Consider the following 15,524-nt stretch of genomic DNA (forward strand, 5'->3'; position numbering starts at 1 on the left):
CCGCCGAAGCGGGGTCCTGTCACTGACTGCTGCCAAGGTAGGCATCGGACACATCACGCCTTCCTGCGGAATGTCCTGCGGTCACTTCGATTTCGTCACGGGCTTCGGCGTCGAGCCGGGGCCATTCATCCCCAGCCTTGTCATGGGCGGCCTGTTGAAAGGCTTCCACTGAAGGGTGCTGATTGGGCGGCTGAAAGCCCGTGTGCTCGACGTACATACGGTGAAACCGTTCATGACGGTTGCTGTGCAGCGTCCACCCGCTCTCTCTCTTGGTGAACCCGCAAAGCTTGGCAGCGTAGGAAAGCTTTTCTTGCCACTTGTCACCCATCTCGCTCGGCATGAGATTATGAATCCCCGGCCTGTCGGATTGGCTGATATATGGCAACGCCCGTTCCAAGGCTTCCTGCTGCTTGTCGGACAGATTGATCAGCGTCCTCGGCCGTCCCCCTTTCGTCCCGTACTGGACGAGGAGGCTACGCCCTTCCCTGTCCCAATCGCTGACCAGATCGACTTTGGCCGATTCTTCCCGGCGAAGGCCCAGTTCCCATTGCAGGCGGATTTGGGCGGCACACCGGGGACCGTATTCATAGCCAAGCTCGTTTTCCAGCTTGTCGATTGCCCCCTGCACGAAGGCGGGGGCAACCGCTTTGCTGTTGGCGTTGGCAATGCTGCCCCGCCGGACGTCGAACACGTCATTGGTCGGGCTGATGCCGGTATTCCCGTAGGCCTTGCAAAGGTCACGGGCCGCCGAAAAAATTTCGGCGATACGCCCGTCACCCTTGCCTTCTTCCTGCATTTGCCGGGCAACAGCCGCAAAATGCTTATTCGTGACGTTGGTCCATTTGTTGACCCCAAACCCTGCACGGCGAAGCCACTTGGCAAAGGCTCGGGCATTCTGACGGACCCTGTGTTGCTTCGAGCGCGGACCGGACAGGGTTGCCCTGTTCGCGCCCAATACCAGACTGATGGATTTCATGTGAATCTCCTTCCTGAAGTTCGGGGCAGCGCCCCGGGACAAAGCAAGTCGGACCTTCCCCGTTTGCCGGAGAATGACCTGCCTATGGCGCGAATGCGCCACACAACAACCGACACGGGACAAATCAATGTCCGTTTCCCACAGAAGGGAAAATCCTGAGAATCCATTCAATAAGGGGTGCCACCACGCAGGCTCGTTCGTCCTGCGCATTAAGCGGTGGCCATGGGGGAATTTCGACAACGGCAGATTTCTAGATACCTGTCGTTTGTCCGGCGGTGGTGCTGTGTTTCAGCCTGGTGTTTGGATGTGAAAGCGTGCCGTCTGGAAATGAACGGCAGCGAAGTGTTAGATGTTACGGCACGTTAGTGCCTACTTAAGCGTTCATCAGTTTAGACTTCGTCAAAACTTATGAACGCGCCTGATCGCGTTTTACCTCCTTCTGGTGACCGATTTATCCGGTGGATATGCCCTACCATATGACGCCACGAAACCTTCGCGCAAGCTCAGGCGGGACGATTTCTTCACCTCCGCCGTTTTTTACGCGAGCGTGACGCAAGCAGCCGCCGGGGCAAGGCCGAGCCCTGCGGGTGCCCGGCGAGCCGGACAGCCTTGCCCCGGCAACTTTGCTTGCGTCGTGATCCACGCAGGCGACGGCGAGAGGGATGGCGGTTTCGACTCCGGCTCAAGGGATATATCCTCAGACTTCACACATTGACGTTTCCAGGTTTACGGCTTTGCCGAAACGAGGAAACGCTAGCTCCTTGAGGCTAGGATAATAGCCGGAAGTTCTACAGGTGCCCCAACAGGCACTCTTCGAGATGTTCCCTCAGTGAGGGCATCACGTACCGAAAGATCTGGACCTCGGGTCCGCACAGCAACGGTTTTGCGTCGGGCTTCAGTAGGATGCGCAGCTCCGTAATCGAAAGCTCATTGGTATCATTCACGCCACTTCGGTCTCCCCTGAATCAAAGCACTGTGACTATGGCAAACATAGGCGATGCGGATAATTGCATCAGGAGGGGGTGCACTGTTTGGCCGGTGTGTCCGGTTCAGGACGACTCCTCGACACAAGGCCGCCCGCCAAAACAAATGCGCTTTACACGGACCAACCATATTTCACGCGGGCGTCAACCTCAGCTCTCGCCGATCCTTCTCCCTTGTCCCTCATCCGTCTTTGCGAGGCACAAGATAAGGCAGCAGGCGGTCGGTCTCTTTCTTGACCACGCTGTAGCACTCGCAAGACAACGCCTCAAGTTGAGGCCGGTCCAGCACCGTGATGCGGCCGCGGCTGTACTCGATGACGCCGAGCTTATGCAGCCTGCCTGCGGCTGCGGTGACGCCTTCACGGCGCACGCCGAGCATGTTGGCGATGAGTTCCTGGGTCATGACCAGGTTATTGTCCGACAGGCGGTCCAACGAAAGCAACAGCCAGCGGCAGAGCTGCTGGTCAATGGAGTGGTGGCGGTTGCACACCGCCGTCTGGGCCATCTGCGTGATCAGGGATTGGAGGTAGTGCAGCACCAGTTCCGCCATCTGGGAATGGCGGTTGCACTCGTCCATGAACCTCTGGCCCGGCAGCTTGAACGCCCATCCGGCGCTCTGAACCACGGACCGGCTCGTGGTACTTCCCCCGCCCATGAACAGGGAGACGCCAACGAACCCTTCGTTGCCCACCACCGAGATCTCGGCCGAGGCACCGTCCTCCATCACGTAAAGCAAGGACACGATGGCGTTCGTGGGGAAATATACCTGGGTCACGGCTTCCCCGGGCTCGTACAAGACCTCGCCCAAAGGCAACTCCACCAACTCGAGGTCAGGAAACAGACGGTCCTGGACCGCCCCTGGCAAGGCGGCCAAAAGATGATTTTGCTTCAGCGTAGGTGCTGATTGCATGCGCGCCTCCTCCGATATCGTGGGAATCCGCATGGATTATTATGAGTATTACCGCCACCATACTCTATTGCACTTAGGCCAACAAGCCTTTGGTTCAGATTTATCTCCATCTTGAGCAAAGAAAAATTTGAAACCAATGCCCGTAAGTGCACTATCGCACAGACCGATTCTCGGCACTGGGGTAAATCTCGTATCGTAAAGGTCTTACCCTAACAGAAGGAGCATTATTATGTCGTTTGGCTCAATATCATTGCTGATCATCATCCTGATGATTCTCAGCACCATACCGGCCTGGTCGTTCATCATGGGAATACTCTAGCGCATCAATTTCCCGTCAACGTCCCTGGGGCTTGGCAATGACCAAGCATGGCGCGCTAACACCTTGTACAACAACCTACGAAGCACACCCTCCCCCTTTTGAAGCAATCGGTTGCACGGGAGATGTGCCTTCGTCAGACCTCTGGAGAATATCGTCATGAAAAAACGCAGCAGCATTATCGTCTTCCTCCTTGTCGCCCTGATGGCCCTTACCCTGGGTTGCGCCTCCACACGGACGCACGAAGGCACGGGAGAGTATGTTGATGACAGCGTCATCACCACCAAGGTCAAGGCCATGATCTTTGATGAGCCGACCCTGAAGTCCAGCGAGATCAACGTGGAGACCTTCAAGGGTGTGGTCCAGCTCAGCGGCTTCGTCAGTTCCCAGGCCAACATCGACAAAGCCGTGGAAGTAGCGCGCAAGGTTAATGGTGTAAGGTCAGTCGATCAGAAAATGCGGGTCAAATAACGAAGGCCTGCATGCACGGCGGTCATGTTGCGGTGGCGGGATATCAAACCGCTCCGCACCGTGACCAGACATCCAATCTCCCCCAGGAGGGGATACTATGATCGACAAGAATTTTTCAGGCAATACGCTGGATTTTTTGATGAATATGTTGAGCAGCAAGGACGGCATGGCACGCAAGAGCGCTCGGGAATCGCTGGTGGCCATGGGCGCGCCTGCCGTCCCCTCTCTCATGAAGGCTCTGCAGGACTCCCCTTCAGACAAGGTTCGCTTGGAAGCGGCAAAGTCCCTCGGCGTCATGGCGACAAACGGGCCATCCCCACCCTGGTGAAGGCGCTTCGCGGCGACGATGATGACGTGGTCTGGCTGGCTGCTGAGGGCTTGAAAACCTTCGGCAGGGCGGCCTGGCCGGAGCTGCTGGGCGCGCTGGAGGGTATAGAGTCGGTGGCTCTGCGCAAGGGCGCGCTCCATGTCTTTCTCAATCAGCAGGAAAGCGGCTACGACGACCTGCTTGTGCCCCTGATGTCGGCCCTGGAATTGGTAGCGCGTCCCGAGTCCGCGTCCCTGCTTGCGCAGAAGCTCCTGGCCCGTATGAGCGAGAATACCTGGAGTGCGGGCTAGCATAAACCCGGCACATGAACTGGAGACGGGTTCGCGTTCCTCAAATTTTCAGTGTTCCGGCGGCCTTGAAATATATCGTATCTGGTAAACATATCTGCCTGGCTTTCTAACCGTAAGGGGAATTTCATATGAAAAAAGCATTGTATCTGTTGAGCCTGACTCTGGTCCTGTCGTTCGCCATCCTGGGAGCTGCCACCGTGTACGCCGCTTCGACGGACACGCGCATCGAGTCCGCCGCCGAGGATTCCTATGTGTTCAAGACCTACCTCAAGGACGACGACATCAAGGTGACGTCCAATGACGGCGCCGTGACGCTGACCGGAACCGTTGGCGAGGAATCCCACAGCTCCCTGGCCAATGACACCGTTGCAGGCCTGCCCGGCGTGAAAAGCGTGGATAACCAGCTGATCATGAAGGACAAGACCCCGGCTCCCGGTTCGGACGCGTGGCTCATCACCAAGGTCAAGTTCAACCTTCTGTTCAGTAAGAACGTGAATGCCGTCGGGACCAACGTCACCAGCGAAAAGGGCGTCGTCACCCTGCGCGGCAAGGCCGAGAGCCTGGCCCAGAAGGACCTGACCACCGAGTATGCCGGGGACGTCGAAGGCGTCAAAAGGGTCATCAACGAGATGACTGTGGCCGGTGAAGCCAAGGAAACGTCCAAGGGCGCCGACAAGATGGAAGCCGTCGGCGACTCCATTGATGATGCGTCCATCACCGCCATGGTCAAGGGCACCCTGTTGTACCATCGCTCGACCAGCGCCCTGAACACCACCGTCACGACCAAGGACGGCATCGTCACCCTGAGCGGCACGGCCAAAAATGGTGCCGAAAAGGACCTGGCTGAGAAGTACGTGAGTGAAGTGCATGGCGTGAAGGATGTGGTCAACAACATCAAGATCAGCTGAAACGCCCTGGAGCAAGAGAATCAGGAGCAGGCCGAACGGCAGCCCACCGACCCTTCCCCCAACGGGTCGGCGTCGCAGGAAGATGGGTGGATGGTCATGTTGTTCCAGATTCTCATGGGCTCGGCCGGTAAAGGCGGCGGAGGTTGATCGGGATGACGCCCGAGTCCTCCACCGCCCATTCCCGCCAACATTTTAACAAAGGAGAGATCATGTCTCTTGGATTGATAGTCCTCATCATTTTGGTGCTTGCATTGTTGGGAATCATCCCTGTCTGGTCGCACAGCCGCTCCTGGGGCTATGGCCCCAGCGGCGGGCTGGGCCTCATCGCGCTCATCCTCGTCGTCCTGCTGCTGACCGGCAGATTGTAGACGGCGCCATCATCTGTAAACGACAGGAGAAAATCATGAAATCGAGCACGAAAGATAAAGTTGAAGGCAAGCTGCACCAGGCTTCCGGCAAGGTGAAGGAAGTCATCGGCAAGGCCATCGACAACCACGAGATGCAGATCAAGGGCAAGGCGGAGAAGCTTGCCGGAAAGATTCAGGCCGAAGTGGGCGAGATCGAAGAGGCCGCGGGCAACTAGGGCAAACTCCGCTAGTGGAATTTGATCAGGAGCCGGGATGGGAATGATATGTCATTTCTCCCAGGGGTCTCGGCTTTCTCCTCTGTCTTCCGCGCCGGTGCTTGTGTCGGTTGAGAACAAGAAAAAGTATATCGGTCCCTGCCAGGATCGGTCATAATCATTTAAATAATGAGAAGCCTATAAATGTGCCGTCTGTGGTGCAGTGATTGAAGTGAAGAAAGGTGGCGAAGGCGAACTCGTCTGCTGCGATCAACCCATGGACAAACAATAGCTGCTCAAGTGTCAGCCAACAAAAAGGGGCTAGTGACCTGGCACAGCCCCTTTGAACAAATGGTATGCTGTCTTTTTGACTTTGCGGCATGATGCTGCCATGACAAGCCTCGGACTGTTCTGGATGGCTTTTGGGGTATTTCGGACTTGGATATCTGACAAGCAGCGTGATTCAGGTCTATGTGACCCGCAAACGGATGAAACAGGGCATGGGCGAGACCTCGGCGTCCAGTGTGCGCCTGGGTACGATCTTCGGCTCCATTTCCAGTTCGTGCAGCTTTGCCGCCCTGTCCGCCACGCCTTCACTCTTTGCGAAAGGTGCTGGTCTGGTGCCCGCCCTAGCGTGCCTGCTGGCCTGCACTCATCTGGTTGTGGAACTCGGTATCATCATCGGGCTTTTCCTTTCCTGGCAGCTCGTGGTCGGTTAATATATCGGCGGCGTCCTGCTCATCCTGTTTATGCGGATTGTGGTACGGTTGACCCTACCGAAAGGACTCTAGGAGCAGTGGGATTACTCCCATGGCTACAGGTCGGCATCCGGCGGTTGTTCGGGGCTTCCCCCATTCATGGAAGACTCTGCCGTCGGCGTGCCTGCCCCTGAAATCGGCACCCGCACCTCGGCCCAGTGCTCCTTGCGATCATCCGTCAGGGGAATGCAGCCATCCTGCTGCTGGATGCGGTCCAGGCTCACGCTCAACTCTTCCTTCTCTTCCAAGACCTGCACAACCTGGATGTGGAATACCGTTTCCCGATAGCGGTAATGCAGAGTGAATTCCTTCCATTCTGGCGGTAAACAGGGGGAGAAATGCAGTCGGTCCACCTCAAGGCTGAGGCCGAGAAGCGATTCCAGCATCAACCGATACATCCAGGCCCCAGAGCCGGTGTACCAAGTCCATCCGCCCCGGCCGACATGGGGGGATACCGCGTAGACATCCGCCGCCATGACGTAGGGTTCGACCTTGTAAACCGAGGCCTGTTTGGCCGTGCGTGCATGGTTCAAGGGGTTGATGATGCCGAACAGTTCCCAGGCACGACGATTGTCACCCAGCCGAGCAAAGGCCATGGCCGCCCAGACGGCTGCGTGCGTGTACTGGCCCCCGTTTTCCCGTATCCCTGGAGCATAGCCTTTGATGTAGCCGGGATTGAGCGGGGAGGAGTCGAAAGGAGGATCCAGCAACTGCACCAGCCCTTGCTCGCGGCGGACCAGGCGCTGGTCCACAGCCTCCATGGCTTGGCGTGAACGTTCCGACTCTCCGGCCCCGGAGAGCACGGACCAGCTTTGGGCAATGGAGTCGATCCGGCACTCGGGGTTTGTCGAGGAACCGAGCGGCGCGCCATCGTCGAAGAAGGCGCGGCGATACCACTCGCCGTCCCAGCCATTGGCCTCGATACTGCCGCGCAGTTCCGCGGCCTCGGTGTCGCAGCGTTCGGCAAAAAGGGCGTCGCCATGGGAACGAGCAATTGCGGCAAACTCGTTGAGTACGTCGAAAAGGAAGAAGCCCAACCACACGCTCTCGCCCCTGCCGTCCCGACCCACAAGGTCCATGCCGTCGTTCCAATCGCCTGACCCCATGAGCGGCAGATCGTGTACGCCGTAGCGAAGGCCGTGCTCGATAGCCCTGGTGCAATGCTCGTACAGGCTGGCCATCTCTTCGGATTGTCCCGGCAGGTCATAGTAGGAGTCCTCGTCCGCCATCAACCTCCGGCCTTGCAGGAAACCCACGGGTTCGTGCAGCACGCCGGTGTCTCCGGTGGCGCGCACATAGCGGGTCACGGCGTACGGCAGCCAGAGATAGTCGTCGGAGCAATTAGTGCGCACGCCCCGGCCCGTCGGAGGATGCCACCAATGCTGCACGTCCCCTTCCTTGAACTGACGGCTGGCGCTGCGCAGCAAATGCTCACGCACGAGCTCCGGCCGGGCGTGGATGAGGGCCATGACATCCTGCAGCTGGTCGCGAAAGCCGAACGCGCCGCCGGATTGATAGGTTGCGCAACGCGCCCAGAGGCGACAGGACAAGGTCTGATACAGGATCCAACCGTTCGCCAGTAAATTGAACGCATGGTCCGGGGTCTCAACATGCACTGCCCCAAGGGTGTGCGTCCAGTGCTGCCAGACTTTGTCCAAAGCCATGCGCGCGGCGCTCGGTCCACGGTAGCGCTCAACCAGGCTCCTGGCGTCGGCGACGTCGCGCCCCATGCCGAGCCGGAAGACGATCTCTCGCTCCTGCCCGGCCTCCAGGTCAAAAGCCACTTGAATGGCTGCACAGGGATCAAGGGCGGCTCCCACCCTGCCGGAAAGCCGGGTGCGCGTCATGGCGGCAGGGGCCTCCAACGTGCCCCCCCGGCCTATGAATTCCGCACGGTCGCCGCTCACGGTGCGCGTGGTTTCGTCAACATCGAAGAAGGCCGTCCGGCCGCTGAATTCGGTGTTGTAAGAGTTGCGGGCAAAAAGAGCCCCACTGTTCAGATCGATTTCAGTGACCACGTGTTCGGCGGTCTTGCTGCGCAAATCTCCCAGCACCCATTCGGCATAGCCGATGGCCGAAAGCCTGCGCGCTCTGTCCGACTCGTTGCGGACTTTCAGCACAGCGAATTTGACGGCGTCTTCAAGAGCCACGTAGACCCACAGCTCACTAACGACGCCGCGCTCGGCGTGCTCGAAGACACTGTATCCGAAGCCGTGACGGGTGACATAGGGCGTGGTCCCGCGGCAGGGCAACGGCGTGGGCGACCAGAAATGGCCCCGCTCCTCGTCACGGATATAAAAGGCCTCCCCCCGCGAATCGCTGACCGGATCGTTGCTCCAAGGGGTCAGGCGAAATTCATGGGCGTTCTCGCTCCAGGTGCAGCCCATGCCGCTTTCGGAGATAACGGTACCGAAATCCGAGTTGGCCAGCACGTTGATCCATGGTGTGGGCGTCCGTTGTCCCTGGGCCGTGGTGATGACGTATTCCCTGCCGTCCGGTGTAAAGCCGCCCAGGCCGTTGGAGAAGCTCAGGTCCTCTCGCGGCAGCGGTGCAACGGCGGGGGGGGCCGCACGCAAGGGGCGTGTCGGGACGAGTCGAGGCATCGTTGTCCCCGCGAGGCCGTGACCGCCGATTTGTTCCGCCAAGGTCCCCCGGGCGTCGGAGATGGCGGCTCGGGCCACGGCCTTGAACAGGATGCGATCCTCCTCCGCTATGCGGTCCACGGGCCGGACGAATATTCCCCCGGGCCGGTCCGCCTGGTTTGCCGTGGGGCCTCCGGCGATGAGCCCCATGATCTGGTCGTGGAGAATCTGCCGGTATCCGGCATGGTCCTCATTCCAGATCACCAGGTCCACCGCCAGTCCCTTGAGCTGCCAGTAGGCGTGGGCCTGCACCAGCTGGCGCACCAACTCGATGTTGGCCGCGTCCTCGATCTGCAACAGCACGATGGGCAGGTCCCCGGAAATGGAGTAGCCCCAGAGTCCGGATTGCCCACGGGCATTTTTGATGAGTACTTCCGCTTCGGCCCGGAGCGCGGAATTGGCGTACAGGATCGAACCGGCCAGCCTCCCATAGAGCTGCGCCTCGGCCTCCGTGGCGTTCAACTGGCGCAGCTGGACCTGGCTGTGGGTCCAGGCCAGGTCGAAGACGCGGTCGGCCATGCGCTGGTCCTGATATTTTTCCATCAGGCCAAGGGCCCCTTCGCGGGTTTCCGAAATGCCGAAGATCATATCGACGATCACGGACTCGCCCGGATCGAGGGTGACGCGTTGACGGATGGCGGCAATGGGGTCGAGCACCGTCCCTTCACTGTTCGAGAGCGAGTCCGCATACCCGTCGCCATCCGCTTGCAGCGCCAGAGGGGCGGCGGTGGTATTGCCGCGGCCGATGAAGCGCATGCGGTCGGTCTCGCAGGAGGCGCCCGTGCCCCCGGTGCCGCGTACGGCCATCAGATGTAGCATGAACGGCGGATTTTCATCCTGAGAGCGGGGCCTGCGGGTACAGAGGATGGCCCGGTTCCCGGAGAGGATCTCGGTCTGCACGAAGAGATTGCTGAAGGCCGGATGCAGGGCGTCCGACGCCTGCGGCGCCAGAACCACTTCCGTGTAGCTGGTCACGTCGATGGCCCGGCGCGTGCGGGCGCGGTTGGTGATGCGCAGGCGGCGCAACTCGATGTCGTCCTCGGGCGAGACGGCGATCTCGGTATGCGCGTCATAGTTCTGCTCGCGGCACTGGAATTCGGCCTTGCCTTCAGAGAAGATCGCCCCGAAATGATTCGAGCGCCTGAGCGTCGGCTGATGGGTGGTGGTCCAGTATTCACGACTGTCCACGTCGCGCAGGTAACAGAATGTCCCCCAGTTATCGCGGGTGGGGTCCTCGCGCCAGCGGGTCACGGCGATGTCACCCCAGCGGCTGTAACCGCCGCCGGCGTTGGTGACCATGACATGGTAACGGCCATTGGAGAGCAGCTGCACCTCCGGGCTCGGCGTGTCGGGAGTGTCGTAGACACGCATGGGCGTGGCTGCGGCCCCGGCCGCCTGGTGATGCTCGGCAAGTTCCGTGGTGTGAGCGAGAAAAGCCGCCGATTGGGGGATGCGCTCCTGAAGCAGGGGAAGTGTGGCCAGGAACCGGACGTCGGATTCGAAACGCCGCTGCATCAGACCCTCAAGCAGTGTCCCGGCCAGGGCCAGGAGAGTCATGCCCTGGTGGTGGGCCATGAAGGACCGGACCACGGCGCTTTTCTGGCCGCGCGGCAGACGAGACGGTGTGTAGTCGACAGCCTCGTACAAGCCATAGCGGGCTTCGAGCCCCTCTTTCGCCAGGCGCTCCAGATTCTTGCAGGCCTTCTCCGGGGCAACAAGAAGCGCCAGAGCCGTGGCATAAGGCGCGATGACAAGATCTTCGGCCAGGCCGCGCTTGAGCCCCAGGCCGGGCACGCCAAAAGCGCGGTACTGGTAGTTCCGGTGCGCGTCAATGGCGTAGTAGCCGCATTCGGAGATTCCCCAGGGTACACCGTTTTTGCGGCCGTAGTCGATCTGCCGGGCCACTGCCGCCTTGCAGGTCTGGTCAAGCAGCGTGTTCGCATAACTGGGCATGACCAGGGTGGGCATCAGGTATTCGAACATGGAACCGCTCCAGGAGAGCAGAATCGGTTCTCCTCCGGCGGAGGTGAGCAACCGCCCGAAGGCGAACCAGCTCTCCTGCGGCAACTGCCCCTGGGCGATGGCCACAAAGGTGGCGAACCGCGCCTCCGAGGCCAGCAGATCGTAGAAGCTCTGGTCCCTGCGACGTTCGTCCACATTGTAGCCGATGGCCAGCAGGTGCCGCGTCTTGTCATACAGAAATCCGTAATCCATCCGGGCCAGGGTGTCACAATGCCGGGCGAGCGCGTTCAGGCGTCCCATTCTGGATTTGGCCTGCCTGCAGGCAGCACTGATCATGTCCCGCATTTCCGCTGCCTGCGCCGCTGTTGCGGCGGACCCGAACCGGGTTTCCAGCACTGCCAAGCCGCCCAACGTCGGAATCTCGTCCAAAAAAGCCAATTCTTCGGGGAATTCGCGGGGAGACGCCGCCCACGGAGTCAGCAGGTCCAGTTCGGCAAGGGCGTCCCTGCATTGCCCGGCAAAGGCCTGGAGCCACCAGCGGAATGAGTTTTCGGGGGCGACGGTTTGGAAATCCCGGCTGTCGGCCACTGCCGCTACCGATTTCGTCAGCCTCTCGATGCACAGCCGCGTGGCGCTCAAGGTGACGGGCGGATTAAGCGCGGCCTCGGCCACATCCCGGCGCAACGCGTCCATCCGTGACGCGGCAGCGGTTGGCAGGTCGCCAGACAGGTCGTCCTGGGCGATATCCAGGATGTCGCCCAGGCTTTCAAACAGCCGGGGAGAAAGGATATGGTCCTCGGTCAGTGCGAACAGCCCCGCCCGCAGGGTCAGGAGATGCCCCGCCAGATTCCCGGAATCGACTGAGGAGATATAGCGCGGCGCAAGCGGCTGCAAGGTGCGGGTGTCGTACCAGTTGAAGAAATGGCCCTCGTACCGGTCCATCCGCTCCATGCTTTCCAGAGCCCGCGAGGTACGCTCCATCAGTTGTCCGCAAGAGATGAAGCCGAAATCGAACGCGGAAAGATTGGCCAGGAGGGCCAGGCCCATGTTCGTGGGCGAGGTGCGGTGCGCGATGACGGCTTCGGGCCGTTCCTGGAAGTTGTCCGGCGGCAGGTAGTTGTCCTCCGGGCCGACAAAGGTCTCGAAGAAACGCCAGGTCTTGCGGGCTATTCTGCGTAGGAACAGGGTCTGGCCTTCCGTGAGCCGTTCCTGGCGGCGGGTAAGCGGAAGACCGAGCCACCAGGCCAGGACCGGGGAGAGAAACCAGAGGCTCAACACCGGCCCGGCCGCGAGCAACGCAGGCGGGTTGGCCGCACCAAGGGCGAAGGCCGTGGCCATGGCGAGGAACGGTCCGAACCACATGTTCCGGTACGAGCCAACGAGGTCAATGCGGTTCTTGCTCCACTCCCCGCCCGACGGCTCCCATTCAAGGAGTCCCCGATGCGTGATAAGCATCCGCCAGGTGGTGCCTGCCACGGCTTTCAGGCTGTAGAAGGCCTCATGGGGCAGGCAGACCAGGGCAAAAAATGCCTGGGCGAAATGTTTGGGCAGTAGCTCCATTGCGGTGACGAGGTGCTGCCCCAGGGACAGGTTCACGGGTTTTTGCAGTGCGTTCAACACCGCAGCGATGACCGACGGCAGCAAAATGATGCCGCATACGACCAGGGTCCAGAACCAGGCGGAAGCCGGAACACTCCATCCCGCCAACAGGAGCAGGATCAGCGCAAGGGCGGTCAGACTGCGCCGCAGGTTGTCCAGGATCTTCCACCGCGACAGGAGCGAGAGCGGGTTTTTCCGGCGCGAGCCGTCGGCGCCGGGAGCGCCGGGTAACAGCCACCGTGCGATCTGCCAATCGCCGCGAATCCAGCGCGTTCTGCGTTTCACATCCTCGCCGTAGCTGGAGGGATAATCCTCGAACAACTGCACGTCGCTCAGAAGTCCGGCCCGGGCATAGCAACCTTCCAGGAGATCATGGCTCAAGATGCGGTTCTCCGGAAAACACGCGCCAAGGATGCGCTCGAAGGCCTCGACCTCGTAGATGCCTTTGCCGATGAACGAGCCCTCGCCGAACAGGTCCTGGTATACGTCGGAGACCGCCCGGGTGTATGGGTCGATGCCGACTTCGCTGGCGCACATGCGCGCATATCGGGACCGGTTGGTCCCGGACAGGCTGGTGGTCACGCGCGGTTGGAGAATCCCGTAGCCGCCGATCACCCGCCGGGCATGTTCGTCGTAGCGGGGACGATTCAGCGGATGCGCCATGGCACCCACCAATTGCCGGGCACTATCACGGGGCAACTGGGTGTCGGTGTCCAGGGTGATGACGTATTTCGCTCCGCGAAGCACGCTTGCATCGCCGACAATGAGGGAAAAAGGCGCTGACAGGCCGTCGCGCAACAGACCGTTCAAACACGCCAGCTTGCCACGCTTGCGCTCATAACCCATCCAGGTTCGCTCTTGGGAGTTGAAGCTGCGCGGCCGGTGGAACAGGTAGAAAGTGTCGCCCGTCGCGCTGGGGTATCGTCTGTTCAGCCCCTCTATGCCCTGTTGGGCCAGAAGCAGCAGGGAAGCATCGCCGGGCAGTGTCTCCTGGGCCGCATCGCTGAAATCCGTAAGGAGTCCGAAATGCAGGTATTTGTCTCTATTGGCCAGAAAGCGGACTTCCAGGGCCTTGGCTAGGCCTTCGATGGCCGGGGCATTGGTAATCATGGTCGGAATGACGACCAGGGTACGCTGGTCCTGCGGAATGCCCTTGGAGAAATCCAGGCGCGGCAAGACGTGCGGCGTGGTCAGCAGGGATGCCGCCCAGTTCGCCAGGGCCACCGCCAAATGGCTGGTGCAGACAAGCAGGAGCAGGCACATCAGAGCCAGCCCATACCCGTGCAGGCCATCGGCCTGCGCCCTGACCGCCAAACCTCCGGCCAAGAGTATCGACAAGAGCAGGATGCCGCCGCCATAAAGCAGCAGGGGGAACCGGCTGCCCGGCACGCACAGGCGCTCGGCAAACGAGTTGTGCGCTTGCGCATATTGAGTAAGTCGGCCAAAGCCCTTGTCGATGAGATAGTATCCGACATGGGCTGTGAGGGAGTATTCGCCATGAACGGTTGCGCCCTCCCGGGCCAAGTGGATGGCCCTGTGCGCGACCTCAACCTCTGATAAAGGGCTCCTCCTGGCCATCCGCTCCACCACATGGCGATAGCGATCACGCGTGGCAAAATCCATGGCGCCATATGCTTTGGCCGGATCCTCGCCCAAAGCCTTCTCGACAAGACTCGTGGACTCGACGAATTCGCTCCAGTCCATTACGCCGAGGAAACGCAGGCTGCCGATGCTGTTGCTCATGGAGGCCTGGTCGGCGGATTGTTGCTGGTTTTCCCGGTACACCAACTGCTCTATGGTCAGGCCGGTTTCGGACAACTGCTGCTCGATCCAGGTCAACGGCAGGGCCAGGGCCGGGCCCTTGCCGTGCAGACGGCGCGAAATTTCGGCCACGAACGAGCTCGCCAGGGGCGGATTGGAACGGGCCATGTCGGCTATGGTCAGGATCAGGTCTTGCGGTTGTTTGGCGGCAACTCTGGTCATCTGGTCGGCCCAGAATTCGGCGCGGTTGCGGTCAGCTCTATAGCGGGCGATGCGGACGGCCACCCGGCGCAGATTCTCGATGAGCGCCAGGCGCAGCATGATCGGAATGGCCCAGAGTTCGCCCAAGTTCAGCGGGACCACGGACTGATAGGCCACCACGATGCTTCTCAGGCTCTCCGGGGCCACCTGTCCGTCACTGTGGAAAATGCTTTCCAGGGCGAGGTCGTACACCCTCGGGAGGCCGGCCGAAGAGCCGCAGGCCAGGCGCGGAAGCTCCCGGCTGTAGCCCTTGGGTAGGTGAAGCCCGGCAGTGCGGATCTGTTCCTCTATCACATAAAAATTGTCCAGCAGCCATTCCCCGGCAGGAGAAATCCGGCGGCCCGTCTTCACGTCCTCGGTGAGTTGCGTATGTGCATCGAACAGCACGGCCCGGTTTTCAGCCAGCCGAGCTAGCAGACGGTCCCTGAAGCGCCTTGCCGTCAGCTTGTGCGACTCCGCAAGAATCTTGCCGTGCTGCTCCATCTGATCGGCGTTGAACAGTGTCGAGCGCAGGGACGGCTCCTCTTCCACCCTCTTCGTGCCCCGGACTGATTCGCGCAGGCGAGACCAGACTTCGGAAAGCCTGTCGCCCATGTCCTTGTGGCTCATGCCCATATCGATATCTCCTGCCGCCGAAACAGTGGCGGGGTCGTACGGATTGAAACAGGGCTCGCCGGTGGGAGGACCTGCGAAACCGCTTTCACGGACTGGTCAATTTTCGGTGAAGGTTTGGTACGGACATGGAAGGAATTCCTACCGGCCGGGACGTCTTGACGAATAAGCACGTCCGGGAAGGC

General features: G+C 60.5%; 10 protein-coding genes and 1 pseudogene. 8 read left to right on the plus strand and 3 right to left on the minus strand.

Annotated features, from left to right (window positions below):
* Nucleotides 1-19: 19 nt before the first annotated feature.
* Nucleotides 20-976: an integrase domain-containing protein gene (locus AB6M95_RS14780; protein ID WP_371387518.1), complete on the minus strand. Its 957-nt coding sequence runs from the start codon at nucleotides 974-976 to the stop codon at nucleotides 20-22.
* Nucleotides 977-2,140: 1,164 nt separating this feature from the next.
* Nucleotides 2,141-2,767, minus strand: a complete 627-nt coding sequence (locus AB6M95_RS14785; RefSeq protein WP_371387519.1) for a Crp/Fnr family transcriptional regulator — start codon at nucleotides 2,765-2,767, stop codon at nucleotides 2,141-2,143.
* 577 nt (nucleotides 2,768-3,344) lie between these two features.
* On the opposite strand from AB6M95_RS14785, the gene AB6M95_RS14790 reads away from it, so the two are divergent.
* From AB6M95_RS14790 to AB6M95_RS14825, 8 genes and pseudogenes are all read left to right on the plus strand, one after another.
* Nucleotides 3,345-3,656, plus strand: coding sequence for a BON domain-containing protein (locus AB6M95_RS14790; protein ID WP_371387520.1), 312 nt, complete (start codon nucleotides 3,345-3,347; stop codon nucleotides 3,654-3,656).
* 97 nt (nucleotides 3,657-3,753) lie between these two features.
* A complete protein-coding gene (locus AB6M95_RS14795) occupies nucleotides 3,754-3,984 on the plus strand; it encodes a HEAT repeat domain-containing protein (protein ID WP_371387521.1) in 231 nt (76 codons plus the stop codon).
* 50 nt (nucleotides 3,985-4,034) lie between these two features.
* Nucleotides 4,035-4,274: a hypothetical protein gene (locus AB6M95_RS14800; RefSeq protein WP_371387522.1), complete on the plus strand. Its 240-nt coding sequence runs from the start codon at nucleotides 4,035-4,037 to the stop codon at nucleotides 4,272-4,274.
* A 128-nt stretch (nucleotides 4,275-4,402) separates the two neighbouring features.
* On the plus strand, nucleotides 4,403-5,182 hold the full coding sequence (locus tag AB6M95_RS14805; protein WP_371387523.1) for a BON domain-containing protein: 780 nt from the start codon (nucleotides 4,403-4,405) through the stop codon (nucleotides 5,180-5,182).
* A 209-nt stretch (nucleotides 5,183-5,391) separates the two neighbouring features.
* Nucleotides 5,392-5,550: a DUF3309 family protein gene (locus AB6M95_RS14810; protein WP_371387524.1), complete on the plus strand. Its 159-nt coding sequence runs from the start codon at nucleotides 5,392-5,394 to the stop codon at nucleotides 5,548-5,550.
* Between the two features lie 35 nt (nucleotides 5,551-5,585).
* Nucleotides 5,586-5,765, plus strand: coding sequence for a CsbD family protein (locus AB6M95_RS14815; protein WP_371387525.1), 180 nt, complete (start codon nucleotides 5,586-5,588; stop codon nucleotides 5,763-5,765).
* A gap of 184 nt (nucleotides 5,766-5,949) precedes the next feature.
* A pseudogene (locus tag AB6M95_RS14820) lies at nucleotides 5,950-6,036 on the plus strand (desulfoferrodoxin); the annotation flags it as partial.
* A gap of 130 nt (nucleotides 6,037-6,166) precedes the next feature.
* Complete coding sequence (locus AB6M95_RS14825) at nucleotides 6,167-6,463, plus strand: permease (RefSeq protein WP_371387526.1); 297 nt, start codon at nucleotides 6,167-6,169, stop codon at nucleotides 6,461-6,463.
* Nucleotides 6,464-6,558: 95 nt separating this feature from the next.
* On the opposite strand, the gene AB6M95_RS14830 is transcribed toward AB6M95_RS14825, so the two are convergent.
* Nucleotides 6,559-15,342 carry a glycoside hydrolase family 94 protein gene (locus AB6M95_RS14830; RefSeq protein WP_371387527.1) on the minus strand — a complete coding sequence of 2,928 codons (8,784 nt, stop codon included), beginning with the start codon at nucleotides 15,340-15,342 and terminating at the stop codon, nucleotides 6,559-6,561.
* Nucleotides 15,343-15,524 lie beyond the last annotated feature (182 nt).

The organism is Pseudodesulfovibrio karagichevae (assembly GCF_041414475.1).
In the GTDB taxonomy this organism is placed as follows: Bacteria; Desulfobacterota; Desulfovibrionia; order Desulfovibrionales; family Desulfovibrionaceae; genus Pseudodesulfovibrio; species Pseudodesulfovibrio karagichevae.

What these genes read in the sequence shown, in the direction of transcription:
- AB6M95_RS14780 (WP_371387518.1), bottom strand. Translation starts at nt 976, where the DNA reads ATGAAATCCATCAGTCTGGTATTGGGCGCGAACAGGGCAACCCTGTCC.
- AB6M95_RS14790 (WP_371387520.1), top strand. Translation starts at nt 3,345, where the DNA reads ATGAAAAAACGCAGCAGCATTATCGTCTTCCTCCTTGTCGCCCTGATG.
- AB6M95_RS14795 (WP_371387521.1), top strand. Translation starts at nt 3,754, where the DNA reads ATGATCGACAAGAATTTTTCAGGCAATACGCTGGATTTTTTGATGAAT.
- AB6M95_RS14805 (WP_371387523.1), top strand. Translation starts at nt 4,403, where the DNA reads ATGAAAAAAGCATTGTATCTGTTGAGCCTGACTCTGGTCCTGTCGTTC.
- AB6M95_RS14810 (WP_371387524.1), top strand. Translation starts at nt 5,392, where the DNA reads ATGTCTCTTGGATTGATAGTCCTCATCATTTTGGTGCTTGCATTGTTG.
- AB6M95_RS14815 (WP_371387525.1), top strand. Translation starts at nt 5,586, where the DNA reads ATGAAATCGAGCACGAAAGATAAAGTTGAAGGCAAGCTGCACCAGGCT.
- AB6M95_RS14830 (WP_371387527.1), bottom strand. Translation starts at nt 15,342, where the DNA reads ATGGGCATGAGCCACAAGGACATGGGCGACAGGCTTTCCGAAGTCTGG.